Origin of the sequence: Pseudomonas sp. Pseusp11 (genome assembly GCF_047304405.1) — a bacterium.
In the GTDB taxonomy this organism is placed as follows: domain Bacteria; phylum Pseudomonadota; class Gammaproteobacteria; order Pseudomonadales; family Pseudomonadaceae; genus Aquipseudomonas.
In genome coordinates this window covers 13,683-38,933 of the sequence record NZ_JBGLZF010000013.1, presented here as the reverse complement: position 1 = coordinate 38,933, position 25,251 = coordinate 13,683, and the positions used below count along the sequence as shown (strand labels likewise).

Annotated in this window: 15 protein-coding genes and 2 pseudogenes; 12 read left to right on the top strand and 5 right to left on the bottom strand. The window is 59.4% G+C overall.

From position 1 onward, the window contains the following. Nucleotides 1-26: 26 nt before the first annotated feature. The 3 genes and pseudogenes from ACCC96_RS12850 to ACCC96_RS12840 form a co-directional block, all read right to left on the bottom strand. Nucleotides 27-1,769 carry a potassium/proton antiporter gene (locus ACCC96_RS12850; protein ID WP_007936754.1) on the bottom strand — a complete coding sequence of 581 codons (1,743 nt, stop codon included), beginning with the start codon at nt 1,767-1,769 and terminating at the stop codon, nt 27-29. Between the two features lie 298 nt (nt 1,770-2,067). Further along, nucleotides 2,068-2,931: a methyl-accepting chemotaxis protein gene (locus tag ACCC96_RS12845; RefSeq protein WP_370741086.1), complete on the bottom strand. Its 864-nt coding sequence runs from the start codon at nt 2,929-2,931 to the stop codon at nt 2,068-2,070. Further along, nucleotides 2,923-3,678 (bottom strand): annotated as a pseudogene (locus ACCC96_RS12840) (MCP four helix bundle domain-containing protein); the annotation flags it as partial. The gene ACCC96_RS12845 and the pseudogene ACCC96_RS12840, both read right to left, overlap by 9 nt. Nucleotides 3,679-3,968: 290 nt before the next feature. Here ACCC96_RS12840 and ACCC96_RS12835 point away from each other — a divergent pair. The 4 genes and pseudogenes from ACCC96_RS12835 to ACCC96_RS12820 all read left to right on the top strand — a co-directional run bounded on the left by ACCC96_RS12835 (nt 3,969) and on the right by ACCC96_RS12820 (nt 6,536). Further along, the gene (locus ACCC96_RS12835) at nt 3,969-4,199 is read left to right on the top strand and encodes a hypothetical protein (RefSeq protein ID WP_253417099.1); all 231 of its coding nucleotides are present in this window, start codon (nt 3,969-3,971) and stop codon (nt 4,197-4,199) included. After that, nucleotides 4,196-4,498: a cell division protein ZapA gene (locus ACCC96_RS12830; RefSeq protein WP_007936757.1), complete on the top strand. Its 303-nt coding sequence runs from the start codon at nt 4,196-4,198 to the stop codon at nt 4,496-4,498. The genes ACCC96_RS12835 and ACCC96_RS12830 overlap by 4 nt, the downstream gene beginning before the upstream one ends. Nucleotides 4,499-4,553: 55 nt before the next feature. Next, nucleotides 4,554-5,672: pseudogene (locus ACCC96_RS12825) on the top strand (cache domain-containing protein); the annotation flags it as partial. Between the two features lie 18 nt (nt 5,673-5,690). After that, nucleotides 5,691-6,536: a methyl-accepting chemotaxis protein gene (locus ACCC96_RS12820; protein ID WP_413696060.1), complete on the top strand. Its 846-nt coding sequence runs from the start codon at nt 5,691-5,693 to the stop codon at nt 6,534-6,536. Nucleotides 6,537-6,679: 143 nt separating this feature from the next. Here the strand turns inward: ACCC96_RS12820 and ACCC96_RS12815 are convergent, their stop codons facing one another. Together ACCC96_RS12815 and putA are read right to left on the bottom strand one after the other, a co-directional pair. Then, a complete protein-coding gene (locus ACCC96_RS12815) occupies nt 6,680-8,482 on the bottom strand; it encodes an acyl-CoA dehydrogenase (RefSeq protein ID WP_413696024.1) in 1,803 nt (600 codons plus the stop codon). Between the two features lie 144 nt (nt 8,483-8,626). Beyond that, nucleotides 8,627-12,580 carry a trifunctional transcriptional regulator/proline dehydrogenase/L-glutamate gamma-semialdehyde dehydrogenase gene (gene putA, locus ACCC96_RS12810; protein WP_413696023.1) on the bottom strand — a complete coding sequence of 1,318 codons (3,954 nt, stop codon included), beginning with the start codon at nt 12,578-12,580 and terminating at the stop codon, nt 8,627-8,629. 461 nt (nt 12,581-13,041) lie between these two features. Here putA and putP point away from each other — a divergent pair, with 461 nt between their 5' ends. From putP to ACCC96_RS12770, 8 genes are all read left to right on the top strand, one after another. Further along, nucleotides 13,042-14,526: a sodium/proline symporter PutP gene (gene putP, locus ACCC96_RS12805; protein WP_258672127.1), complete on the top strand. Its 1,485-nt coding sequence runs from the start codon at nt 13,042-13,044 to the stop codon at nt 14,524-14,526. A 253-nt stretch (nt 14,527-14,779) separates the two neighbouring features. Continuing rightward, nucleotides 14,780-16,798, top strand: coding sequence for a type VI secretion system tip protein VgrG (locus ACCC96_RS12800; protein ID WP_413696022.1), 2,019 nt, complete (start codon nt 14,780-14,782; stop codon nt 16,796-16,798). Continuing rightward, nucleotides 16,788-17,525, top strand: a complete 738-nt coding sequence (locus ACCC96_RS12795) for a DUF4123 domain-containing protein (protein ID WP_413696021.1) — start codon at nt 16,788-16,790, stop codon at nt 17,523-17,525. The genes ACCC96_RS12800 and ACCC96_RS12795 overlap by 11 nt, the downstream gene beginning before the upstream one ends. Continuing rightward, nucleotides 17,525-22,330, top strand: coding sequence for an RHS repeat-associated core domain-containing protein (locus ACCC96_RS12790; protein WP_413696020.1), 4,806 nt, complete (start codon nt 17,525-17,527; stop codon nt 22,328-22,330). The genes ACCC96_RS12795 and ACCC96_RS12790 overlap by 1 nt, the downstream gene beginning before the upstream one ends. Then, nucleotides 22,327-22,746, top strand: coding sequence for a hypothetical protein (locus tag ACCC96_RS12785; RefSeq protein ID WP_413696019.1), 420 nt, complete (start codon nt 22,327-22,329; stop codon nt 22,744-22,746). Before ACCC96_RS12790 ends, ACCC96_RS12785 begins: the two co-directional genes overlap by 4 nt. 126 nt (nt 22,747-22,872) lie before the next feature. Continuing rightward, nucleotides 22,873-23,295: a hypothetical protein gene (locus ACCC96_RS12780; RefSeq protein ID WP_204123920.1), complete on the top strand. Its 423-nt coding sequence runs from the start codon at nt 22,873-22,875 to the stop codon at nt 23,293-23,295. A gap of 364 nt (nt 23,296-23,659) precedes the next feature. Further along, nucleotides 23,660-23,992, top strand: a complete 333-nt coding sequence (locus ACCC96_RS12775) for a hypothetical protein (RefSeq protein ID WP_413696018.1) — start codon at nt 23,660-23,662, stop codon at nt 23,990-23,992. 323 nt (nt 23,993-24,315) lie between these two features. Beyond that, nucleotides 24,316-25,152 (top strand): 23S rRNA (adenine(2030)-N(6))-methyltransferase RlmJ, encoded by an 837-nt coding sequence (locus ACCC96_RS12770; RefSeq protein ID WP_204123919.1) that lies wholly within the window; start codon nt 24,316-24,318, stop codon nt 25,150-25,152. Nucleotides 25,153-25,251: the final 99 nt, after the last annotated feature.

The window sequence follows — 25,251 nt, the reverse complement described above, 5'->3', positions numbered from 1 at the left end:
ATCAAAAACGAGACGAAGTGTGGAGTTTAGAGGAACAGGCCGGGGCCGGGGCGACTTCCTTCGGGGAATCTGACGCCCACTTTACCAATCTTGTTCCCTTCCATGACCGCGACGGTCCAGAGGGTGTTGTTCCACTCCACCTGGTCACCGACGACTGGAGCACCGCCCACTTTCTGGGCAATGAAGTGGCCCAGGGACATGTTTGGATCGATGCCCTCGACTTTCAATCCATACAGGGCAGCAACCGCGCCCAGCTGGGCGTCTCCTTCGAGTACGAAGTCGCCGAAGAAACGCAAATCCAGCCCCCGTTGCGGTGCCTGGCTGAAGAGTTTTCCGAGGGCTGGAAGGTTGTGTTCATGGCCGATCACGCAGAGCAAATCATCGACTTCGAGCACCGTACTACCCGACGGATGGAGCAGTTGCTGGCCACGAAACAGGGCTGCGATACGGGTGCCTTCGGGCATTTTCAGCTCGCGAAGGGGAGAGCCGATGCACCATTTTTCGGCACCGAGGCGATAAACGAACAGCTCCCACTCGCTGGTGACATGCACTTCCAGCGCCGAACGGGAGATCGGCAGGGGCTCCGGCGGGACGGTCACTTTCAAAAGCTTGGCGACCCACGGCAGGCTTGTGCCCTGCACCAACAGCGACACCAGCACGATAAAGAACGCCAGATTGAAATACAGTTGAGCATTGGGCAGGCCCGCCATCAGCGGGAACACCGCCAGAATGATCGGTACGGCGCCGCGCAGGCCAACCCAGGAAATGAATGCCTTCTCGCGTCCATGGAACGCCTTGAAAGGCAGCAGGCCAGCCAGCACCGACAGCGGACGGGCAAACAGAATCATCCACAGCGCCAGGCCCAGTGCCGGCAAAGCAATCGGCAACAGGTCATGGGGCGTGACCAGCAGCCCCAGCACCAGGAACATGCCGATCTGGGCCAGCCAGGCCATGCCGTCGAGCATATGCAAAATACCGTGGCGGCTGCGCACCGGGCGGTTGCCGATCACCAGGCCGCACAGGTATACCGCCAGAAAGCCGCTGCCGTGCAGGGCGTTGGTCAGGGCAAACACCACCAGGCCGCCAGCAATCACCAGAATTGGATAAAGGCCGGTGGCCAGATGGATGCGGTTGACCAGTTGCAGCATCAGCCCACCGCCGGCGAGGCCGATGACGGCACCGATACCGAATTCACGCAGCAAGTGCCCGAGCAGGCTCCAATGCAGGCCGGTCTGGCCGCTGGCGAGCATGTCGATCAGGGTGACGGTGAGGAACACCGCCATCGGGTCGTTGCTGCCGGATTCGATCTCCAGGCTCGCGGTCACCCGTTCGTTCAGGCCTTTGCCGCCCAGCAGCGAGAACACGGCCGCGGCGTCGGTGGAGCCGACGATGGCGCCGATCAGCAGGCCCTGAATCAGGTTCAGGTCGAACAACCACGCTGCCGCCATGCCGGTCAGCCCGGTGGTGATCAACACCCCGACCGTGGCCAGCGACAGCGCCGGCCACAATGCCACGCGAAAACTCGCCACCCGGGTGCGCAAGCCGCCGTCGAGCAGGATCACTGCCAGGGCGAGGTTGCCGACCAGATAGGCCGTGGGGTAGTTATCGAAAATGATGCCGGCGCCGTCGACACCGGCCGACATGCCCACCGCGAGGATGATCACCAGAATCGGGATCCCGAGGCGCGATGAAAGTGAGCTCACCAGAATGCTCGCACCTACCAGCAACGCGCCGATCAAGAACAGGCTGTTGATGGTCGTCGCATTCAAAGGCAGTACTCCGGAAGCGTAAAGGCGGGCGCAAACTGACCATGCAGTCCGCGTGCCAGCGATTCTAACCTGTTGAAATGTGATGCTGTCAAAAAGCTTTTGACGGCGATCATTCACATCCGTTTGAGTTGGGTGAGATCACTGTGGTGAGGGGCTTACTGTGGCGAGGGAGCTTGCTCCCGCTGGGTCGCGTAGCGACCCCAAACCGGCGCTGTGGTGCGCCAGGTTCAATGCGCGGGTCAATTTGCGACTGCTTCGCAGCCGAGCGGGGGCAAGCCCCCTCGCCACAGGGGGAGCGTTACAGGCTAAACCGCCCAACCATGTTGTTCAGGTCCAGCGCCAGGCGCGACAGTTCGTTGCTGGCCGCACTCGTCTGGTTGGCACCGGTAGCCGATTGCACCGACAGGTCACGAATGTTCACCAGATTGCGGTCCACTTCACGGGCCACTTGCGCCTGTTCTTCGGCCGCGCTGGCGATCACCAGGTTGCGCTCGTTGATTTCGACGATGGCGCTGTTGATGGTGTCCAGCGACAGGCCGGCACCGCGCGCGATGTTCAAGGTCGACTCGGCACGCTCGGTGCTGTTACGCATCGAATCCACGGCGTGTTCGGTACCGCTCTGAATGCTGCCGATCATGCGTTCGATTTCGCTGGTCGACTGCTGGGTGCGATGGGCCAGGGCCCGCACTTCATCGGCAACCACCGCAAAACCACGACCGGCTTCACCGGCACGGGCCGCTTCGATGGCAGCGTTCAACGCCAACAGGTTGGTCTGGTCAGCCAGGCCGCGAATCACGTCCAGCACTTTGCCGATGTCTCGCGACTCGTTAGCCAGATCGCCGATCAGGGTAGCGGTGCTCTGCACGTCAGCGCTCATGCGTTCAATTGCGCTGACGGTCTCCTGTACCAGGTCACGACCGTCGCCCGCCGAAGTGGTGGCGTTTTTCGAGGCTTCGGAAGTGCTCACGGCATTGCGCGCGACTTCTTCCACGGCGCTGGTCATTTCATTGACGGCGGTGGCGGCCTGCTCGATTTCGTTGTTCTGCTGGGTCAGGCCACGGGCGCTTTCGTCGGTGACACTGTTCAGTTCTTCCGCAGCGGACGCCAGTTGCGTGGCCGAACCGGAAATCCGTTGCAGGGTGTCGCGCAGTTTGTCCTGCATCTTCGCCATGGCGGCCAATAGACGACCGGCTTCGTCTTCACCATCGACCGTGATCGGGCGCGTCAGATTGCCTTCGGCGATTTCTTCGGCGGCGCTCAGGGCATTGGCGATCGGCTTGGTGATGCTGTTGGTCAGTAGCCAGGCGAACAGCAGGGTCAGGCCGGTGGCGATCACCAACAGGGTCATCACCAGGTTGAAGGCCGACGAGTACTGGTCGGCGGCTTGCTGGTTGGTGTCGACGGTCTGCTGGGTGTTGATCTCCAGCAAGCGGTTGAGCACGGTGTTGATGGCTTCCGAGTTGTTCAGCACATCGGTGTTGACCAGCGTGCGCATTTCGTCGACCTGATTGTTGCGCGACAGACTTTTCATCCGGTCTTCGATCTGGCGGTACTGACCGAGCAACTGCACATACTGATCATAGGCTGCACGTTCCTGCGGGCTGGCGATCAACTTTTCATAGCTCGCCTGAGCCGCTCGGATCTGCTGGTTACGGGTTTCCATCAGCTCGATGGTTTTCTGCTGGACGTCCGGCTCACGATTCACAAGCAGACGATAGGCCAACACACGCAGGCGCAGGGTCAGCTGGGTGAATTCGTCGAGGCTCTTGATGCTCGGTACGCTGTTCGAGGTGATCTCCTCGGCGGCGCCGCGAATCTTGCTCATCTGGTTCAGGGCGAACACACCCAGGATCAGCATCATGGCGCCAATCAGGGTGAAACCGAGGAACGCCCGCGGTGCGATATTCATATTTCTTAGGGACATGGTGTTCACCGAAAAAAGCGCCTCCGTGCGAGGCTGAGACTGTTGTATGGATGACTTATCGGTCATACGACTAAAGTCTTGAGTCGCTGCGCGTATTTGTCGCAGAAGGGCCGCGACGACGAAGTGCAGGAACCAGAACCGCCAATCACAGTCTTTAAAGTTCGCGAGGAAGGTCGACCGCCAGGAAAATCAAGGCCTTGCGCCTGCATAACCCTGGCTTCCACAGTGACTTTTCTTTATCGTACGCGCCCTTTGAAAATGCCCGGAAAATCAAAATGTTAGAAGCATCCCTAAGCCAATTGGAACAACTGGTCAGCGACCTGGTGCAACAGAACCAGGCGTTGCTCGGCACCAATCAATCCCTGAGTGCGGAGCTGGCCCAGGTCAAGGATGAAAACGAAAGCCTGCAACTGAGCCTGATGGAACAGGAAGAGAAACAAGGCGCCACCGTTGCACGCATCCAGGCCTTGGTTGAGCGCGTCAGCGCCGGCCCTGTCAGCGCATGAGTTACGGCGCCGCAGGGGTAAAAGTCGTCTCGATTCTGGGTGAAGACTATTCAATCAAGGCGCCGGCCGGGGAAGAGCAGACCCTGCTGGACGCCGCTTTAATGTTGAAGGCCGCTCTGGCCGAGACCAAAAAGAAATACCCGGCGCTGATCGGTGACCGCTTGCTGGTGCTGGCGGCGATGAATCTGTGCTCGCAGCAGATCGAAATGCAAAAGCGTCACCAGCAGGAACTCGACCGTTACCAAGAGCAAGTCAGCGCCACGGTTGAAGTGATCGCCAAGACGATCAACCAGGCCTGAGCGGCTTTGCGCACAACCAAAGAATAAATTGTCGATCTAGTTGTATACAATCGGCATGGCTGTTGCAGTGTTTCAGCCCTTTATTCTTTGGGGGTGCTCCATGCAGTTCTGGCGACGCAGTATTCAATGGCAGTTGATCCTGAGCATGGGCACCGCCCTGCTGGTCAGTATTCTGATCGTGGTTGGCATTTATACCCTCGTGGTCAACCGCCTCGCCCAGCGCTATCTGGTCGAACAAGCGCTGCCGTCGAGCATCGAAGCGATGCGCAACGACATCGAGCGCATCCTCGTCCAACCCCTCACCGCCGCCAAGGACATCGCCAGTAACAGCATGGTGCGTGACTGGCTGGCCGGGGGTGAAAACGGCACCCAGACCGCCGGTTTCGTCAGTTATCTGGAAGGCATCCGTGCCGAGCACAAGGCCTTTACCGCGCTGATCATCGGTGCCACTTCAAACCATTACTTCACCGAAAAGGGCCTGGACCGCACGCTCAGCCGCTCCAATCCCAATGACGCCTGGTTCTATTCGTTCCTCGACGGCAATCAGCCGCGAACCCTCAATATCGACAATGACACCGCCACCGGCGAGTTGGCGCTGTTCATCGACCTCAAGGTCGAGCAGGCCGGCAAAGTCGTGGGTGTGGCCGGGCTGGGCCTGAGCATGAAAGAGCTGTCGGAGCTGATCCACAACTTCAACTTTGGTGAGTGCGGCAAGGTCTATCTCGTGCGCTCCGACGGTTTGATCCAGGTTCATCCCGAGGCACAGTTCAGCGGCAAACGTACGCTGGTCGAACAGATCGGCACCTCGGCGGCGCAAGCGGTGATGACCTCCACCGCGTCTGGCAGCAGCAGTTTTGCCCGCGATGGCGAAGAGTTTCTGGCCTTGAGCCTGCCGCTGCGTGATCTGGGCTGGACGCTGGTGGCCGAAGTGCCGCAGTCGCAGATCTACGCCGAGGCTCGCCGGGCGATGTGGATGAGCGGCGGCATTGGTCTGGCGGTGGCGTTGGTTTGTCTTTTATTGGTGGTGTTGCTGGCTCGTGGATTGGTGCGACCGATTCGTCAGGTAACAGCGGCATTGGTTGCCATCGGTAGCGGTGGTGGAGATTTGACCCACAGGTTAGATTCCAGTCGCGCCGATGAGCTGGGTGATCTCGCTCGCGGTTTCAATCGGTTCCTGGAAAGTCAGCGCGAGATGATCGGCGAAGTGCTGACCACCAGTGAACATTTGCGCACGGCGGTCGGTCAGGTGGCGCGGGTGGTGGACAACACCGCTGAGCGTTCCGGACGTCAGCAGGAAATGACCGACATGGTCGCCACCGCCGTTCACGAGATGGGCCTGACCGTGCAGGAAATCGCGCAGAACGCCGGCAACGCGGCGGTTGCTTCGCAAACAGCGCGGGATGAAGCGCTGCAGGCGCGGGAAGTGGTGGGCGGGTCGATCAGGCATATAGAAAGCATGTCCGACGAAATTGGTGTCGCCGCCGGAGCAGTGGGCGAGTTGGCTCATCAGGTGGCGTCCATCGATCAAGTGCTGGCGGTGATTCGCGGGATTTCCGAGCAGACCAACTTGCTGGCGCTCAACGCGGCCATCGAAGCGGCGCGGGCCGGGGACATGGGCCGCGGCTTTGCGGTGGTGGCCGATGAAGTGCGGACCCTGGCGCGGCGGACTCAGTCGTCCACCGACGAAATTCAGCAAATGATCGGCAGCCTCAAGCAGGGGGCGGAAAATGCGGTGTCTTCAATGCACGCCGGGCAAGCGGCGACTGGCACGGGGGTTGAGTCGAGCCAACGCACCGGGGCGTCGTTGACGGCGATTACCGGGCAGGTCGAGCGCATTAGCGACATGAACCATCAGGTGGCGACAGCGACGGAAGAGCAATCGGCGGTGACGGAAGAGATCAACCGCAACGTGCAGGGGATTTCCGATTTGGCACGGGCCACGGCGGGGGAGGTCAGGGCTTGTCGTGAAGACTGTCAGACGTTGCAGCGTTTGGCCGATGATTTGGCGCGGCAGATGGGTGGGTTTCGGCTGAGCTAAAAGATCAAGATCAAAAGATCGCAGCCTGCGGCAGCTCCTACAGGGATCGATGTTCACCGAAATATCGCGGATAAACACCGATTCTGTAGGAGCTGCCGCAGGCTGCGATCTTTTTTGTGGCCGTTACACAAATCCATGTCCGATCAGAACCACTCATCCTGCATGCTTAGGCACACATCATCCCGCGCCTCAAGAATTGCCAGTTCATGGTGGCAACCCGGCACTTCCCACGTCAGGAAATACCGCGCCGCCTGTAGCTTGCCTTTATAGAAGCTCACATCCGCCGCGTTCCCTTTGGCCAACCCTTCCTCGGCGCGAATCGCCTGTTCCAGCCAGCGCCAGCCGATCACCGTATGACCGAACACTTTCAGGTACAACGCCGAGTTCGCCAGGCTGCTGTTGACCTTGCCCTGGGCCAGATCGGTCAGCAGGCCGATGGTCACGGTTTGCAGGCGAGCCACCAGTTTTTCCAGCGGTTCACGCAATGGAGTCAGCGACTCATGCGCCTGTGCCCGCTCGGCGGTGTCGGCGATCAGGCGGATCAATTGCTTGAGCCCTGCGCCACCGTTCTGCGCCAGTTTGCGCCCCAGCAAGTCCAGCGACTGAATGCCGTGGGTGCCTTCATGGATCGGGTTCAGGCGGTTGTCGCGGTAATACTGCTCCACCGGGTATTCACGGGTGTAGCCGTGACCGCCGAGAATCTGGATCGCCAGTTCGTTGGCCTTCAGGCAAAACTCCGACGGCCAGGATTTGACGATCGGTGTCAGCAAATCCAATAGCTCATGGGCCTGTTTGCGCTCGGCTTCGCCCTCAAGCGTCGTGGTGTCGTCGAACAGCCGCGCTGCATACAGCCCGAGGTCGAACGCACCTTCGACATAGGCTTTCTGGGTCAGCAGCATGCGTTTGACGTCGGCGTGCTGAATGATCGCAACCGGTGCGGTGGTCGGATCCTTGCTATCCGGCACCCGACCTTGCGGACGCTCGCGGGCGTATTCCAGGGAATACAGATAGCCGGCGTAACCCAGCATCACCGCGCCCATACCGACGCCGATCCGCGCCTCGTTCATCATCTGGAACATGTAGCTCAAGCCATGGTGCGGCTTGCCCACCAGATAGCCGACGCACTCGCCGTTATCGCCGAAGTTCAGCGCAGTGGAGGTGGTGCCACGCCAGCCCATCTTGTGGAACAGCCCGGCCAGCAGCACATCGTTGCGCTTGCCGAGACTGCCGTCATCGTTGACCAAAAACTTGGGCACGATAAACAGCGAAATACCTTTCACCCCGGCCGGTGCGTCCGGCAACTTGGCCAACACCATGTGCACGATGTTTTCCGACAGCGGGTGATCGCCGCCGGAGATGAAGATCTTGTTGCCCTTGAGTCGATAGGTACCGTCGGACGCCGGCTCGGCGCGGGTACGAATATCCGACAGTGACGAGCCGGCGTGCGGCTCGGTCAGTGCCATGGTGCCGAAGAAGCGACCGTCGATCATCGGTTGCAGAAAGCGTTGCTTCTGCTCATCGGCGCCGAAGCTCTCGATCAGGTTGGCTGCGCCCATGGTCAGGAACGGGTAGGAGGTCGACGCCGCGTTGGCCGATTGAAAGTGCGCGAAGCAAGCCTGGGACAATAGCGTAGGAAGTTGCATGCCGCCGGCATCGAAACTGCGCGCGGCGTTGAGGAAACCGGCTTCGAGGAAGGCGTCCACCGCCGGTTTCACTTCCGGAATCAGAATCGCCTGACCGTCCTCATAGCGTGGCTCGTTCTCATCGCCCTTGCGGTTGTGCGGGGCGAAGAACTTCTCGGCGATGTTGCGGGCAGTGCCGATGGCGGCATCGAAGGTCTCGCGATTGTGCTCGGCGAAACGCTCACGTTGGGTCAGGCCCTCGGCATCAAGGACTTCATACAGCTCGAAAGCCAGATTGCGGGAACTGAGCAACGTCTCGGACATGGCGGCCTACCTTTAATTGGGATGGACCGAGTCTAGGCGTGGGAATAGAGCCTGAACAGGATGATTGATCCTGGTGATGGAGAAGCAAAAGATCTTGCTTCAAAAAACCGGACACCCATTGCAGATGCCCGGCTTTATTACGGTTTACCCAATGGTCATCAAACTGGCATTACCACCCGCCGCAGCGGTGTTCACGCTCAATGCCCGCTCGATCACCAGACGCTCCAGCGCAATGTTGGTCTCGCCCTGCGACAAACCATGAACCCCGACAATCGCACCCGCCCGCTTGGCCACTTGCTGGCATACCGCGCGCAGCTGATCGGAATGGCCATGATGCAGAACTGCATCAACCACCACTTCGTCTTTGGTCCAGTCGGCAACCCGCTTGATCCGCGCCTGAATTTCCTTCGGCAGACGTGCGAACAAGGCCTTGCCCGGTTCAGCGTCCGGCCACACCGCCGAACCACCGACGGCCAATACCGCCGCCAGTTGAGTCAACAGATCGCCTTCGACGTCCGCCAGGCACAGCACGTGTTCGCGCGGGAGGATGGCGTAGCTGTTGCGCTCGCCGGTCGGGCCGGCCAGCACGCGGGTGATCCCGCTCTGCGATTGCGCCGCGAACTGCACGCACAGGGCGCTCAGGTCCGTGAGCTTGTTGCTGTCGGCCCAGGCTTGCAGCGCGGTCAGCGGTTTGCTCATGGCGTCACGCAGACGCACGTCCGGCGCTGCGATAGCGTCGCCGCGAGCGAAGGATTGTTCGATCGCATCGGTAGGACGCGTCGACAGCAGACGGTACAGGTACAGCGGACCACCGGCTTTCGGACCGGTCCCCGACAGGCCTTCGCCGCCGAACGGTTGCACGCCGACCACGGCACCGACGATGTTGCGGTTGACGTAGACGTTACCGGCGTTGACGTTGTCGATCACCTTGGCGATGGTTTCGTCGATGCGAGTGTGCACGCCGAGGGTCAGGCCGTAGCCGGATGCGTTGATCTGGCCGATCAGTTGGTCGATGTCTTTGCGCTTGTAGCGCACTACGTGCAGCACCGGGCCGAAGATCTCCCGTTGCAGCTCGTCGAAGCTTTCCAGTTCGATCAGGGTCGGCATGACGAAGGTGCCGCGTTTGACTTCTTCGCTGTTGGCGATCGCCACCTGGTACACGTTGCGACCTTTGTCGCGCATGGCCTGGATGTGCTTCTCGATGCCGGCCTTTGCTTCGGCGTCGATCACCGGGCCAATGTCCACGGACAGGCGCTCCGGGTTACCGAGACGGCATTCCGCCATGGCGCCCTTGAGCATTTCGATGACACGGTCAGCGGAATCTTCCTGCAAGCACAGCACCCGCAGTGCCGAGCAGCGTTGACCGGCGCTGTCGAACGCCGACGACACCACGTCGATGACCACTTGTTCGGTCAGTGCCGAGGAGTCGACGATCATCGCGTTCTGGCCGCCGGTTTCGGCGATCAGCGGGATCGGACGGCCCTGGGCATCCAGACGACCGGCGATGTTGCGTTGCAGCAGGCGCGCGACTTCGGTGGAACCGGTGAACATCACGCCTTTGACCCGATCGTCGCCGACCAGGCGGGCACCGACGGTTTCGCCACGGCCCGGCAGCAGTTGCAGCACGCCTTCCGGAATCCCGGCTTCGAGCAGCAGGCGCACGGCTTGAGCAGCGACCAGCGGGGTTTGCTCGGCAGGCTTGGCCAGTACCGGGTTACCGGCGGCCAAAGCAGCAGCCACTTGGCCACTGAAGATTGCCAGCGGGAAGTTCCACGGGCTGATGCACACCACCGGGCCCAATGGGCGGTGGGCGTCGTTGGTGAAATCGTTGCGTGCCTGCACCGCGTAATAACGCAGGAAGTCCACGGCTTCACGCACTTCGGCGATGGCGTTGGCGAAGGTCTTGCCGGCTTCACGAGCCAACAGGCCCATCAGCGGCTGGATCTCGCCTTCCATCAAATCGGCGGCACGTTCCAGGATTGCGGCGCGTTCGGCTGGCGGCGTGGCCTGCCAGATCGGCGCAGCATTCAAGGCGCACTGGATCGCGTTGTCGACGTCTTCGACGGTGGCTTCCTGCACATGGCCCACCACGTCACGCAGATCGGACGGGTTCAGGACTGGCGCAGGGCTTTCAGTGCTGGAGGCGCAACCGAGCATCGGCGCGGCTTTCCAGTTGTTGTGCGCGGTGGCCAGCAGCGCGCAGGACAGGGATGCCAAACGATGTTCGTTGGCCATGTCGATGCCGCTGGAGTTGGCGCGCTCGGCACCGTACAGGTCACGTGGCAGCGGGATGCGCGGGTGCGGCAGGCCGAAGCCGCCTTCCAGCGTGGCCATCTGCTCGATGCTGGCCACTGGATCGGCCACCAGTTCCTGAATCGAGATCGACTGGTCGGCAATGCGGTTAACGAATGAGGTGTTCGCGCCGTTTTCCAGCAGACGACGCACCAGGTACGCCAGCAATGTTTCGTGGGTGCCGACCGGTGCGTACACGCGGCACGGACGGTTCAGCTTGCCTTCGGAAACTTTGCCTACAACCTGTTCGTACAGCGGTTCGCCCATGCCGTGCAGGCACTGGAACTCGTACTGACCGGGGTAATAGTTCTGACCGGCAATGTGATAGATAGCCGACAGGGTGTGGGCGTTGTGCGTGGCGAACTGTGGGTAGATGACTTCCGGCACCGACAGCAGTTTGCGCGCGCAGGCGATGTAGGAAACGTCGGTGTACACCTTGCGGGTGTAGACCGGATAGCCTTCCAGGCCTTCGACCTGGGCGCGTTTGATTTCGCTGTCCCAGTAAGCGCCTTTCACCAGGCGGATCATCAGGCGATGACGGCTGCGGCGCGCCAGGTCGATCACGTAGTCGATCACGTAAGGGCAGCGCTTCTGGTAAGCCTGGATCACGAAACCGATACCGTTCCAGCCGGTCAGTTGCGGCTCGAAGCACAGGCGCTCCAGCAGATCCAGCGACAACTCGAGGCGGTCGGCTTCTTCGGCGTCGATGTTCAGGCCGATGTCGTATTGCTTGGCCAGCAGGGTCAGCGACAGCAGGCGCGGGTACAGCTCGTCCATCACGCGCTCGTACTGCGCTCGGCTGTAGCGCGGGTGCAAGGCGGACAGCTTGATCGAAATGCCCGGGCCTTCGTAAATCCCACGGCCGTGAGAGGCTTTGCCGATCGCATGGATGGCTTGTTCGTACGAGGCCAGGTACTTCTGGGCGTCATGTTCGGTGAGGGCTGCTTCACCCAGCATGTCGTAGGAATAGCGGAAGCCTTTGGCTTCGAATTTGCTGGCGTTGGCCAGGGCTTCGGCGATCGTTTCGCCGGTGACGAACTGCTCGCCCATCAGGCGCATGGCCATGTCGACGCCCTTGCGGATCATCGGCTCGCCGCTCTTGCCGATGATGCGGCTCAGGGAGGAGGTCAGTCCGGCTTCATTGTGGGTGGCGACCAGTTTGCCGGTCAGCAACAGGCCCCAGGTGGCGGCGTTGACGAACAGCGACGGGCTGTTGCCCAGGTGTGGCTGCCAGTTGCCGGTGCTGATCTTGTCGCGGATCAAGGCATCGCGAGTGCCTTTGTCCGGGATGCGCAGCAGCGCTTCGGCCAGGCACATCAGCGCTACGCCTTCTTGGGACGACAGGGAAAATTCCTGCAGCAGGCCCTGAACAATCCCGGCACGGCCGCCGGCGCTCTTCTGGTTGCGCAGTTTCTCGGCAATCGAGGCGGCGAGCTTGTTGGTGGCGTCGCACATCGGTGCCGGCAGGCGCGCCTGCTCGATCAGCATCGGCACCACTTCAGGTTCCGGGCGACGGTAAGCGGCAGTGATCGAGGCGCGTAGCACCGATTGCGGCAGGATGCTTTCAGCGAATTCCAGGAAGCATTGGTGCGCGTGATCGACGTGGACCTCGCCCACCTCGTCAACTTCCTTGCCGTTCAAACCGTTCAGCTCGGACAGGGTTGCACCACCCTCGAGTTTTTCCAGGTAATTGAAAATTGCCTGCTTGATCAGCCAGTGCGGCGTGCGATCAATCGAGGTCGCGGCGGCCTTGAGGCGTTCGCGGGTCGGGTCGTCAAGTTTGACCCCAAGGGTGGTGGTAGCCATATTTTTATCCTCATGTTTGCCACGACCGCGTGGCATCAGCTGACGGCAAGATTAGCTGTGCGTTGGTCGAGGTGCAACCGGGTGCAACCCTTTTTTTGTCGGAATAATAGGCAGCTCGTCAGGAAATAAATTCTGGTACACAAGTCCTGTGCCTGCTTGGTGCTTTTACTTCTAGTGCAACCTGAAAAACGCCCTAAAAGGGAGCAAAAACAGACCTTTCTCAAGAAAAACCGACTAGGTGCAACTTATTCGAACGAAACTGGTTGCACCTTATTTGCTTTGTTGAATAGCATTCGCGGCCAAGGTGCAACCGGTCGAAACGGTCGGTGCACCGGCTGATGGCTTTCCTGGGGAAACATCAGTCATAAATGCGCGGGCCCCCGAATCGTCTGTCAAACGTCATCGTTTGCGAGCGGTTCACCAGCCGCTGCTACATAAAAACAATGCCAGGGCGTAACTCAATGAGCGTAAGCAATCCAACCCTGATCACGTTCGTGATCTACATCGCAGCAATGGTGCTGATCGGCTTCATGGCCTATCGCTCCACCAACAACCTTTCTGACTACATTCTGGGCGGCCGTAGCCTGGGCAGCGTCGTGACCGCACTCTCTGCCGGTGCTTCCGACATGAGTGGCTGGTTGTTGATGGGCCTGCCGGGCGCTATCTACATGTCCGGTCTTTCCGAAAGCTGGATCGCCATCGGCCTGATCGTCGGTGCTTACCTGAACTGGCTGTTCGTCGCCGGCCGTCTGCGTGTGCAGACCGAGCACAACGGCGATGCGCTGACCCTGCCGGACTACTTCTCCAGCCGTTTCGAAGATAAAAGCGGCCTGCTGCGGATCATCTCCGCGGTGGTGATCCTGGTGTTCTTCACCATCTACTGCGCTTCCGGCATCGTCGCTGGCGCCCGTCTGTTCGAAAGCACCTTCGGCATGTCCTACGAGACAGCGCTGTGGGCCGGTGCTGCGGCGACGATTGCCTACACCTTCGTCGGTGGTTTCCTGGCGGTGAGCTGGACCGATACCGTACAAGCCACGCTGATGATCTTCGCCCTGTTGCTGACGCCGATCATCGTGCTGCTGGCCACTGGCGGCATCGACACCACGTTCCTGGCCATTGAAGCGCAAGACCCAAGCAACTTCGACATGCTGAAAAACACCACCTTCATCGGCGTGATTTCGCTGATGGGCTGGGGCCTGGGCTACTTCGGCCAGCCGCACATCCTGGCGCGTTTCATGGCGGCGGATTCGGTCAAGTCGATCGCCAACGCTCGTCGCATCTCCATGACCTGGATGATCCTGTGCCTGGGCGGCACCGTCGCTGTAGGATTCTTCGGCATCGCTTACTTCTCGGCACACCCTGCCGTGGCCATGCCAGTGAGCGAAAACCACGAACGTGTGTTCATCGAACTGGCGAAAATCCTGTTCAACCCGTGGGTTGCCGGTGTGCTGCTGTCGGCCATTCTGGCGGCAGTGATGAGTACTCTGAGCTGCCAACTGCTGGTGTGCTCGAGTGCCCTGACCGAAGACTTCTACAAAACTTTCCTGCGTAAAAGTGCTTCCCAGGTTGAGCTGGTCTGGGTCGGCCGTGCCATGGTGCTGCTGGTTGCGCTGATCGCTATCGCTCTGGCGGCTAACCCGAATAATCGCGTACTGGGTCTGGTCAGCTACGCCTGGGCAGGTTTCGGTGCTGCGTTCGGTCCAGTTGTCCTGATCTCCGTGATCTGGAAAAACATGACCCGCAACGGCGCACTGGCCGGCATCCTGGTCGGCGCGATCACTGTGATCGTCTGGAAACACTTCGAACTGCTGGGCCTGTACGAAATCATCCCTGGTTTCATCTTCGCCAGCCTGGCGATCTACATCGTCAGCAAAATGGGCGCACCGACCAGCGGCATGCTTTCGCGCTTCGCCGCGGCCGAAAAGGATTTCCGCCTGAACCAATGAGGGGGATGAGCTGATGCTCTGACCTTTCGCCGAACATGAAAACGGCCCGCTTCCTTTTGGAGGCGGGCCGTTTTTTTGCGCTCCCACATTTGTTCGGTGGTGCTTCTGACAGGAATGTCTGTAGTGCTTTATCCAGTTTTTTGAAGGAAAAATCCCTAAAAAAGCAGGGTAAATCTGATTTCCTTGTCCCTCCATCAACACCCCTTGTCGCTCATGCAGAATCGCCCGCCTTCATTCTGCAGAGACACATCGGATGTTCGCGCCTGCCAATCAACCGCGTTTCACGTTGACCCTCGACGGCGTCCAGAATGAGCTCAAGGTGCTTGAGTTCACGGGCAAGGAAGCCATCAGCCAACCCTACCGTTTTGACCTGGAACTGGTCAGCGAGCGGCCCGACATAGAGCTCGAAAGCCTGCTGCATCGTCAGGCGTTTCTGAGTTTCGATGCGCAAGGCTCCGGTATTCATGGTCAGATTTTTCGTGTCGGCCAGAGCGATTCCGGGCACCGTCTGACGGGTTACCAGATCAGTCTCGTACCGCGTCTGGCGTATCTCGACCGACGCATTAACCAGCGGATTTTCCAGCACAAAAGCGTGCCGGAGATCGTTGCGCAAATTCTCAAAGACCACGGCATCCAGCGCGATGCCTTCGAGTTCCGACTCGGCAGCAGCTACCGCAAGCGCGAGTACTGCGTGCAATACGCTGAAAGCGATCTGGCCTTCATCCAGCGCCTGTGTGCCGAGGTCGGCATTCACTACCACTTTCAGCACAGCCCCGACGGGCATCTTCTGGTGTTCGGCGATGACCAGACGGTTTTCCCTCGTCTGCCCGAACCGACGCTGTACCTGCCTGGCAGCGGGATGGCTGCGGATGCGCCGGCGATCAAGCGTTTCAATGTACGGCTGGAAACCCGGACCACCGCAGTCACCCGTCGTGACTACGACTTCCAGAAACCGCGATTGCAACTCGAGAGCCGCCTCGACAGCGAGCAGCGACCGGTGCTGGAGGACTACCACTTCCCCGGCCAATTCACCGATCGCGAACACGGCAAGCACCTGGCTCAACGAGCGCTGGAGCGGCACAGCGCGGATTACCGTCAGGCCGAAGGTCGCGGCGATGAATCCGCTTTGGTCAGCGGGCATTTCCTACACCTGGCCGAACACCCGCGTCAGGCGTGGAATGACCTGTGGTTGATCACCGAAATCGAACACCGTGGCCGTCAGCCGCAAGTGCTGGAAGAGTCGGCCACCAGCGACAGCCCGGATGATTTCCAGGGCTATCGCAATACGTTTCTGGCGACGCCGTGGGACGTTTCTTTTCGCCCTCCACTGGGGCCAGAAAAACCACGGATGCTCGGCTATCAACCCGCCGTGGTCACCGGCCCGGCTGACAGCGAAATCCATTGCGACGAGTACGGTCGGGTCAAGGTTCAGCTTGCCTGGGACCGTGACGGTCAGCTCAACGAACACTCCAGTTGCTGGCTACGCGTCGCCACTGGCTGGGCTCACGACCGTTACGGCAGCGTGATGATTCCGCGCGTCGGCATGGAAGTGCTGGTGGGGTTTATCGATGCCGATGCCGACAAACCGCTGGTGATGGGGTGCCTGCCCAACGCCGCGACGCCTGTGCCTCTCGATCTGCCGGCGGACAAGACCCGCAGTATTTTCCGCAGCCAAAGCAGTCCCGGTGGCGGCGGTTACAACGAGTTGCGCATCGAGGATCGCAAAGGTGCCGAGGAAATCTACCTGCGCGCCCAGCGAAACTGGACTCAGCACGTGCTGAACGATCAACAGGTGCAGGTCGATAACCAGCGCAGCATCGTCGTCACCGGCACCGCCCGCCATGAGTTGAAGTCCGACGAAAAACGCATCACCCACGGTCAGCGCCAGACCGAAGTGCGGCGGGACGATCACTTGGTGGTGGTTGGCGACCGGCACATTCGCGTGACCAGTCAGGCCCTCAACGCCAGTCAGCAGTTCCACGTCAGCGCCGGCCAGCAAGTGGTCATCGACGGCGGCGCCAGCGCGACCATTCAGGCGGGCGGACAGTGGATCAACATCGGTCCCGGCGGGATTTTCAGCAGCGTGCCGATTCAGGTCGGTGGCGCACCGATGGCGGCCATGGCTTCTGCGCCGAGTTTGCCGGATGTGCCGTTGAAACTCGCAGCAGCCCCGGCGGCGCTGCTCAGTGCCGCGCAGATTCTCAGCCTGCAAAGCGACGCGCCGTTCTGCGAAGAGTGCGAGCGCTGCAAGGACGGTGTCTGTGCCGCCTGATGTCCTGTCGCCTCGCGCCTGGCTGGAGCACCAGCCACTGCAACCGTCGGAGCAACTGTTCGCGATTTTCAGCAGCGCCAGTGCCGCTGAACCGTTCAAAACCTGGCAACGCTCGATCACTGCACAAGCGCCGAGCCCGATCTGGGCCGGCACTGCCTACGCCGAGTGGGAAGCGGTGATGCCCTATGTCGGAATCGCCGCCACTGACAGTGAGTTTCTGCAGTGGGTCGCTGCCACTGAGTCCTGCGATTGGGGGTGGTTGGCGGTTTCTTCTGCCACTCAAGAGTCGTTGGTCGAGCATTTGCGCAGCCTTACACAAGTTCTGATGCCCAACGGCAACGCGGTGTTTTTCCGCTATTGGGATGGGCGCTATTTGCTGCCGATTCTGCAGTCTGCCGAGGTCAACGCCGCGCAACTGATGCCGGTGATCGGGCGCTGCCTGATCAATGGCCAAGCGTTGGACGTCGGTGGGAGTGCGCTGAAAACCGCCAGGGTTTTTCCGTGGTGGGAGGTTTCCGAGTTGCTGCTCAACCACCTCGCCACCGAGTCCGCGACAACGCATATCAACAACCTGCTGAAGTGGTTGAGCGAAGACCGCCCTGATCTTTATGAGGCGTTCTCCGAAAGCGTGTTGCGGCACAAAGTCGCGAGCTTTCTTGAGATGCCAGACCTGCCTCAAGCGCCGAAATCAGCCTTGGTGGATTACCTGATGACGGAGCTGGACTGATGGATCAGATCGTACGGATCGAGCAGGAGCTCGACGGTTTTAAAGACACCTTGAGTTTGTATCGCCAGCAACTTGGCGGCTTCTTGAGCCGGAATGCGGACAGGGTCAGCCGGGCGATGGACATGCCTTCGCTGTTGGACATGGAGCGGCTGATAAAACTCGGCGACACCATGACTGCAGTGAGCAGTGGCGACGATGATTTTATCTCGGGTCTTGCGCAGTGTCCGGCTAGTGGAATTCTGCAGATCGAGAGCAAGTTCGAATCGGTTTATGACATTCCGTTGGGGAACATTCAGGTCGATGTGATTGCCGTTGATGGCGGCGAAAGCACGCCAGTCACGCTCGATGAACATGGTAAAGGGCAGTTCACAGGCACACCCGGCAAGTTCTATCGCGTTCATGTCCAGGGTGAAGTTGCACCCTCGAAAATCAACGATCTTTTTGATTCTTACAAAGGCCTGACCAGCGACTTGGAGGGCTGGCTACGCAGTGAGTGGGAAGGTTTCAAACCGCAGTGGTCGCAATCGACTTTTGCGGCCGCGGGTAACGGCATGCTGGCGGGCAGTTGGGCGGCGGTCATGGGCGTGTGGGACAGCCTCGGCCTGCTCTCGGACATCCTCAAGGACCCCGGCCGGTTCGCGGAGCGGTTGGGCAGCGGTGCCGATCAACTGCGTGAGCTGGCGGAAAAATCACCGCAAGTGATGCAAAAAATCCAGCTGCTGGCCAGTGACGAAGCGGCGCTGTGTTTATTGTTGCGTACTGCGAGTCTCTGGCTGGAAATGCTCCCGCCCAGCGAGATCGCTGGCAACGCAGCAGAGGCGGCCAGCCAAGTCATTGTCTCGGTGCTGATCGATATTCTGATTGCCTCGGTACTGGCTTTCACAGGTGTCGGCATACCCGCTGCCAAAGCCTATTTAACGGCTCGCGGGCTCAAATACGGGATGGGGCTGGCCAGTCTCGCGATGCGCTTCGTTGAGGCGACATTCAATATCCTCAGCACCTTCATGAAGTACGTCGACCAGTACAAAGCGGTCGCCGCACGCGGTGTTGCGGCGGGGCTGAAAAAAGGCCGGATGCAACTGCGCTGGGATGCCAAACGCAACACCACGCTCAAGCAAAACGGACACCACGACGACTCCCCGGATCAGGCGAAAAACCCCAACGGCGACAGCGCCGACTCAGTCGACAAAACCGCGACCAACAAATGCCCGGTGTCGATGGTCACCGGCGAAGAACTGCTGACCCTCACCGACGGTGCGCTGGACGGCATCCTGCCGTTCGACTTCACCCGGCTCTATCGCACCAGCGCCGCCGAGATCGATGTCGGCCTCGGTTTTGGCTGGAGTCATTCGCTCACCCATCGGCTGGAAATCGACGGCGACCAGGTCATGTGGATCGACCACGAAAACCGCCGCACCACGTTCCCGCTGCCGAGCAGCGAACGCCCGGCGATCCACAACAGCCTGTCGCGTGCGGCGATTTATCTCGGTGATGACCCCGAGGAACTGATCCTCGCCCAGGCCGGCGACGACACGCGGTTCTACCACTTTCACCTCGGTCGGCTGACAGCGATCAGCGACGCCTACGATAACCGCCTGCGCATCACCCGCGACCGTCAGGAACGCATCCAGCGCCTCGACAACGGTGCCGGTCGTGCCTTGCTGTTGCGTTATGACCGCGCCCACCTGATCGCTGTCGACTACCAAAGTTTTCGCCCGGCCCAGACCCTGGCCGAGGCGTGGCACACCGAACAAACCTTGGTCAGTTATCACTACGACGAACGCGACCAACTGATCGAAGCGAGCAACGCCGCCGGCGAAAGCGAGCGTTACGACTACGACGACAACCACGTCATTTTGCAGCGGCAACTGGCCGGTGGCGCGAGTTTCTTCTGGGAGTGGGAACGGTCCGGTAAGGCGGCCCGCTGCGTCCGGCACTGGGCGTCGTTTGCGCAGATGGATGCGCGCTACGTCTGGGATGATGCGGGCAGCGTCACGGTCCTGAACATCGACGGCAGTGAAGAGGTTTACGTCCACGACGACCGGGCGCGGCTGGTGCGCCGGGTCGGGCTGGATGGCGGCGAACAGCTCAAGGCCTACGACAAGCAGGGCCGGTTGATCGCCGAGCAGGATCCGCAGGGAGCTGTCACCGAATACCGTTATGACGAAGTCGGACGGTTGGTGGCGCTGATTCCGCCGCAAGACGAACCGACGTCCTATGAGTATCGCAACGGTTTCCTGCATGCGCGCTGTCGCGGTCAGGCGGTGTGGAAATACCAGCGCAATCCTCAGGGCGATGTCACCGAGGCGACCGATCCCGACGGGCAGGTCACCCATTACCACTACGACCCTCAGGGTCGGCTGCTGTCGATCCGCTATCCGGACACCAGCCGGCATGTGTTCGTCTGGAATGCCTTGGGACAGCTGCTCGAAGAGACCTTGTCGGACGGTGGTCAGCGGCGGTTTTCCTACGATGCGCTGGGGCGGCAGATTACCCGTCAGGACGAACACGGTGCGCTCACCCAGTACCAATGGGATGCGGTCGGCCGACTGATTCAGACGACGCTGCCCACTGGAGCCGTGCGCGGGTTCAGCTACAACGCCTACGGCAAGATCATCGCCGAACGCGATGAGCTGGGCCGCATCACCCGTTACGAGTACGCCGACGACCTGCATCTGGTCAGCCGCCGGATCAATCCCGACGGCACCCAGATCAAGTACCGCTATGACAATGCGCAGCTGCTGCTGACGGAAATCGAGAACGAATCCGGCGAAAAATATCAGCTGGACTACACGCCCAGCGGATTGATCCGCCAGGAAACCGGCTTCGACGGTCGCCGCACCGCGTACGCCTACGATCTCAATGGGCACCTGCTGGAGAAAACCGAGTTCGGTGATGACGGCTCGCAGCGGGTGACGGCTTACGAGCGGGATTCGGCCGGGCGCTTGCTGGTCAAAACCTTGCCCGACGGCATCCAGGTTAAATACCGCTACGACTCGCTGGGCCGGCTGCTCGGTGTCGATGACGGCCACGATCACCCGCTGGAGTTCGAGTACGACCAGCAGGACCGCCTGATCACCGAGCATCAGGGTTGGGGCACCCTGCGTTATGGCTATGACGCCTGCGGCCAGCTCAACCGCCTGCGTCTGCCGGACGGCAGCAAACTCGACTACCACCACGCCAAGGGCGGTGCGCTGACGGCCATCGACCTCAACGGCGCACGCCTCACCAGCCACCAATTCGTCTTCGGCCGCGAACAACAACGCCAACAAGGTCAGCTCACCAGCCAGTACCACTACGACGAACAAGGCCGGTTGCAAGCCCACGCAATCAACCAGCCAACCAAACCGCTGTACCTGCGCCACTACAGCTACGCGGTGAACGGCAACCTGGCGACCATCGCCGACAGCCGTCACGGCCAGCGCAGCTATTACTACGACGCACTCAACCGCCTGACCCGCGTTCGCCACACCCGCGACGAGCCGCCGGAAAGTTTTGCTCATGACCCGGCGGGCAACTTGCTGATGCAGGACCGCCCCGGCCTCGCGAAGGTGCTGGGTAATCGCCTGTTGATGCAAGGCGACCGTCATTACGACTATGACGCCTTTGGCAACCTGGTCCGCGAGCGTCGCGGCACCGGGCAGAAACTGGTCACCGAGTACCGCTATGACTGCCAGCATCGGCTGGTCGGCGTCACGTTGCCGGATGGAAGTTGCGCGAGTTATCGCTACGACGCTTTTGGCCGTCGCATCGCCAAAACCGTCGACGGCAATACCACCGAGTTCTTCTGGCAGGGCGACCAAGTGGTCGCTGAAAGCAGCAAAGAGCACTACCGCAGCTACGTCTACGAGCCGGGCAGCTTCCGCCCGCTGGCCATGCTCGACGGCAAAGGCCCGACAAAGGCCTGCCCGTTCTACTACCAGCTCGATCACCTGGGCACACCGCAGGAACTGACGGATTTCGGTGGCGAGATTGTCTGGTCGGCGAAGTACAACGCCTACGGCAAGCTCACGCATCAGGCACTCGGTGGAGGCGAGCAGCTCGAGCAACCACTGCGTTTCCAGGGGCAGTATTTCGACGCCGAGAGTGGTCTGCACTACAACCGGCATCGGTACTATGATCCGGAAATTGGTCGGTATCTGACGCCGGATCCGATCAAGTTGGCGGGTGGGCTGAACCAGTACCAGTACACGCCGAACCCGACGGGCTGGGTTGATCCGTTGGGGTTAAGCGGGAATTGCCCGCCGCCGAATAAGCCTGGGTGTGGGGCGCCGGATGATACGACTGGCGTTAGGGTTGATGAGGGGGAGCCGCAACTTCCGAAGCTGACGGGTGAGCAGCGGCGGGCGCGGATTGATGAGCTGACTGAGGCGAATGCGAAGCGGCGTGTTGAAGAAATGGAAGCAAAATATGATATGCACACAGTCAAAAAACACAGCTCAGAAATATCTGACCAAGCGCTCAATCAACGAGCAGTTAATGGGGCCGATCCTCATACCGGTGAGGTTCCGAAAGGCGCCAGAGGGAACTTGAGCTCTCAATTCAGAAACTGGCGTATGCATTTGGGGGCATTGAATAAAGCTATGACAAGGGAAGTGTTAGGTTTGAGCCCGCATACAGGGAAGGACCAGAATAAAAATCCGATCGTAAGGATGGAACTTCCTGGGGCCGGGCGTGGTTATAAACCGAACAAGAAAGATGCTCGTAACCCAACACTAAATGAAGATCTGAATTGGTTTGAAGTTAAATTCGATAAAGATAATGTGCTGCGGCCTTTTACTGCTTTTCCTTCGGAGAGAAAATGATGTTGCGAGATCCGTTTTTAAATGAAGAATTTCAACCCGATTTGATGTGGTTTATTGGCGTCTTTGATGTTTATGATCGCGAGGAAACTCGGGGTGCGGAACTGGAAGTATTTAATCCTAATGATCGCTTTGATAGAGCGGAGCTGATCAAAAGATACAGCTTGAATCTAGGTTATCTGTCCTATCGACATAAGTTCGTGCTGCTGGATTTTCTAGCGGAAAAGCTAAGCGATGCGTCTTATGATTTTCGGAGTTTGTTTGATATAGATGAAAAAGATGCAGGCAGTTGGCCGCGTGGTGAGTGGTATGCATTGGAAGATCCCCGTGGATTTTTTCAAGATATCTATTTTTTGGCTCAGGAGACCTGGAAGGAAGATCTTCTTTTAGCGAGTCTTGAAGATCGGGCCAGTTGGTGATGGAAAAGGTGGTGTCTGTCAGTCTGGAGTCCCAGGTGTCGGCATTCTCAAGAGTAATAAATAAATCCGTCCCCTTTATGGTCTAGGCGTTCCATTTACGTTATACCCGATCAAGTGAGGGAGATTATGTTTATTGATCCTGATACTCAGCAGCCATATATACCGACACCTTCATATTTTTTGGGGTGTTTTGATATTTATGATCGTGAAGAGACTCTTGGTGAGGAGTTAGAGAGGTTCGATCCTAATGATCCGACGGACAGGGAGGAGCTAATTCTCAAATACTGCCTCCCTAGAAAGCGATCATATAGGCAGAGATTTTTACTTTACAAATGTCTGGAGGAAGCTCTTCAGGACAAAAATTATGATTTCCAATCACTGCTGAAGTATGACCCTGAGGCGTATTCATCATTTCCTGATGGGTGGGATGAGATGAAAGATACCAGGGCATTTTTTGAAGACATTTTTCGCTTGGCAACTGTTGAGTGGAAAGACGACCTTCAAAAAGCCAGTCTCGAAGATCAATCCACTTGGACGGCTGTTGGTTAATTGCATGGACGTCGTACATCCTGCGAAATTTCTGGGCAAGGTCGTCGGAAGTTTCCTTCAAGTCCTAGCGGTTTCCATGAACTGGTGTGAAATGAGCTCCATCGATAGTCTCTGGTGGTCACTGAAAATTCAGTGGCAGGGTGTAGGAACCCTTCGAAACCGTTAGAGCTACATTGGCGTCGATGCTTGGTTTGCGGCCGTTAACGTGCGTCCGTAAGATCAGTTGCGGCGGCTATGCGCGGGCACGCTTCGGCGTGGTCGAGTTTTGCTCTAAGGGTCTCGATATTCCTACCCCGTGCATAGCTGCCACCCTAGCCTGTAGGAAGGCCTAAGGCAGCTCCATTTCTTCCTTGGAGCAATTCAAATGAAAACATTTACACCCGATCCACCCTACGAAAAACCAATCCCCCACCCAAAAAGCCGCTTCATGGCCCTAACCGGCAACTGCACCGACATGCCCACCCTGTTCGTCGATACCCACGCGCCGCTCGATATCTTGACCGACACTGCCAGCTATCGAATTCGCGCAGTTACTCAGGTGCTTGAGAACATGTCCATGCGAGGTTCGGTCGAGTGCGAATCCTTCATTCTTAGTGATTTTGCTTTGCTCTGTGCCATTTCATTGCGTGATGGGTGTGATGTGCTGGATGTGCTGGATGTGGTGGGGCGGCGGTTGCGGGCGCGGCCTTCGGAATAACGTCGAGTGGCTTTTGTGGCGAGGGAGCTTGCTCCCGTTGGGCTGCGTAGCAGCCCCAAAACCTGCAATCCCGTTTTGTCAGCTGTACCGAGTGGTTTGGTTTGGCGACTGCTTCGCAGTCGAGCGGGAGCAAGCTCCCTCGCCACAGGTTATGGGGTGGTCTGGATATTTTGGGGCTGCTTTGCAGCCCAACGGGGGCAAGCCCCCTCGCCACAGGGTTTATGGATTGGCGCGGTATTGGGGTTGTACTTGCCCGCTCAGCCGCGAACCCCTGACGTCCTGCGCCGTACAGGGTAAACTTCCCGGCCTTCGCAGGAGCAGCCATGAATTATCGTCACGCCTTCCATGCCGGCAATCACGCCGATGTGTTCAAACACCTGACTTTGACTCGCCTCATCGCCTTGATGTCGCGCAAGGAGCAGCCGTTTGCTTATCTCGACACTCACGCCGGCATCGGTCTGTATGACCTTCAGGGCGATCAGGCCAGTCGTACCGGTGAGTACCTGGAAGGCATCGCGCGGTTGTGGGATCAGCCGGATTTGCCGGCGCTGACCGCCGATTACATGAAGGTGTTGCACGAGATGAACCCGGATGGCCAGTTGCGCTATTACCCGGGGTCGCCGGAGTTGGCGCGGCGTTTGACCCGGCCGCAGGATCGCGTGTTGCTCAATGAGAAGCACCCGGAAGACGGTGTGTTGCTCAAGGACAACATGAAGGGCGATCGTCGGGTGAAGGTTCACCTGGGCGAAGGCTGGCATGTGCCGCGTGCGCTGTTGCCGGTGCCGGAGAAGCGGGCGGTGATGTTGATCGATCCGCCGTTCGAACAGCTTGATGAGATGCAGCGTTGTGCCGCGTCGTTGAAGGAGGCGATTGGCCGGATGCGCCAGACGGTGGCGGCGATCTGGTATCCGGTGAAGGATCAGCGGGCGTTGCGGCGCTTCTATCAGGACTTGGCCGGCACGGGTGCGCCTAAGTTGTTGCGGGTGGAGTTGCTGGTGCATCCGCTGGATACGCCGAACAGCCTGAACGGTTCGGGGTTGGCGATTGCCAATCCGCCGTGGGGGCTGGAAGAGGAATTGCGTGAGTTGCTGCCGTGGTTGTCCAAGAAGTTGGGGCAGACCCAGGGTGGCTGGCAGATGGATTGGTTGATTGCCGAATAGGGTCAATCGACAAGCAAGATCAAAAGATCGCAGCCTCGTTTCACTCGACAGCTCCTACAACGGAATGCATTTCTCTGTAGGAGCTGTCGAGTGAAACGA

What these genes read in the sequence shown, in the direction of transcription:
- ACCC96_RS12845 (WP_370741086.1), bottom strand. Translation starts at nt 2,931, where the DNA reads ATGCAGGACAAACTGCGCGACACCCTGCAACGGATTTCCGGTTCGGCC.
- ACCC96_RS12835 (WP_253417099.1), top strand. Translation starts at nt 3,969, where the DNA reads ATGTTAGAAGCATCCCTAAGCCAATTGGAACAACTGGTCAGCGACCTG.
- ACCC96_RS12830 (WP_007936757.1), top strand. Translation starts at nt 4,196, where the DNA reads ATGAGTTACGGCGCCGCAGGGGTAAAAGTCGTCTCGATTCTGGGTGAA.
- ACCC96_RS12820 (WP_413696060.1), top strand. Translation starts at nt 5,691, where the DNA reads ATGATCGGCGAAGTGCTGACCACCAGTGAACATTTGCGCACGGCGGTC.
- ACCC96_RS12815 (WP_413696024.1), bottom strand. Translation starts at nt 8,482, where the DNA reads ATGTCCGAGACGTTGCTCAGTTCCCGCAATCTGGCTTTCGAGCTGTAT.
- putA (WP_413696023.1), bottom strand. Translation starts at nt 12,580, where the DNA reads ATGGCTACCACCACCCTTGGGGTCAAACTTGACGACCCGACCCGCGAA.
- putP (WP_258672127.1), top strand. Translation starts at nt 13,042, where the DNA reads ATGAGCGTAAGCAATCCAACCCTGATCACGTTCGTGATCTACATCGCA.
- ACCC96_RS12800 (WP_413696022.1), top strand. Translation starts at nt 14,780, where the DNA reads ATGTTCGCGCCTGCCAATCAACCGCGTTTCACGTTGACCCTCGACGGC.
- ACCC96_RS12790 (WP_413696020.1), top strand. Translation starts at nt 17,525, where the DNA reads ATGGATCAGATCGTACGGATCGAGCAGGAGCTCGACGGTTTTAAAGAC.
- ACCC96_RS12785 (WP_413696019.1), top strand. Translation starts at nt 22,327, where the DNA reads ATGATGTTGCGAGATCCGTTTTTAAATGAAGAATTTCAACCCGATTTG.
- ACCC96_RS12780 (WP_204123920.1), top strand. Translation starts at nt 22,873, where the DNA reads ATGTTTATTGATCCTGATACTCAGCAGCCATATATACCGACACCTTCA.
- ACCC96_RS12775 (WP_413696018.1), top strand. Translation starts at nt 23,660, where the DNA reads ATGAAAACATTTACACCCGATCCACCCTACGAAAAACCAATCCCCCAC.
- ACCC96_RS12770 (WP_204123919.1), top strand. Translation starts at nt 24,316, where the DNA reads ATGAATTATCGTCACGCCTTCCATGCCGGCAATCACGCCGATGTGTTC.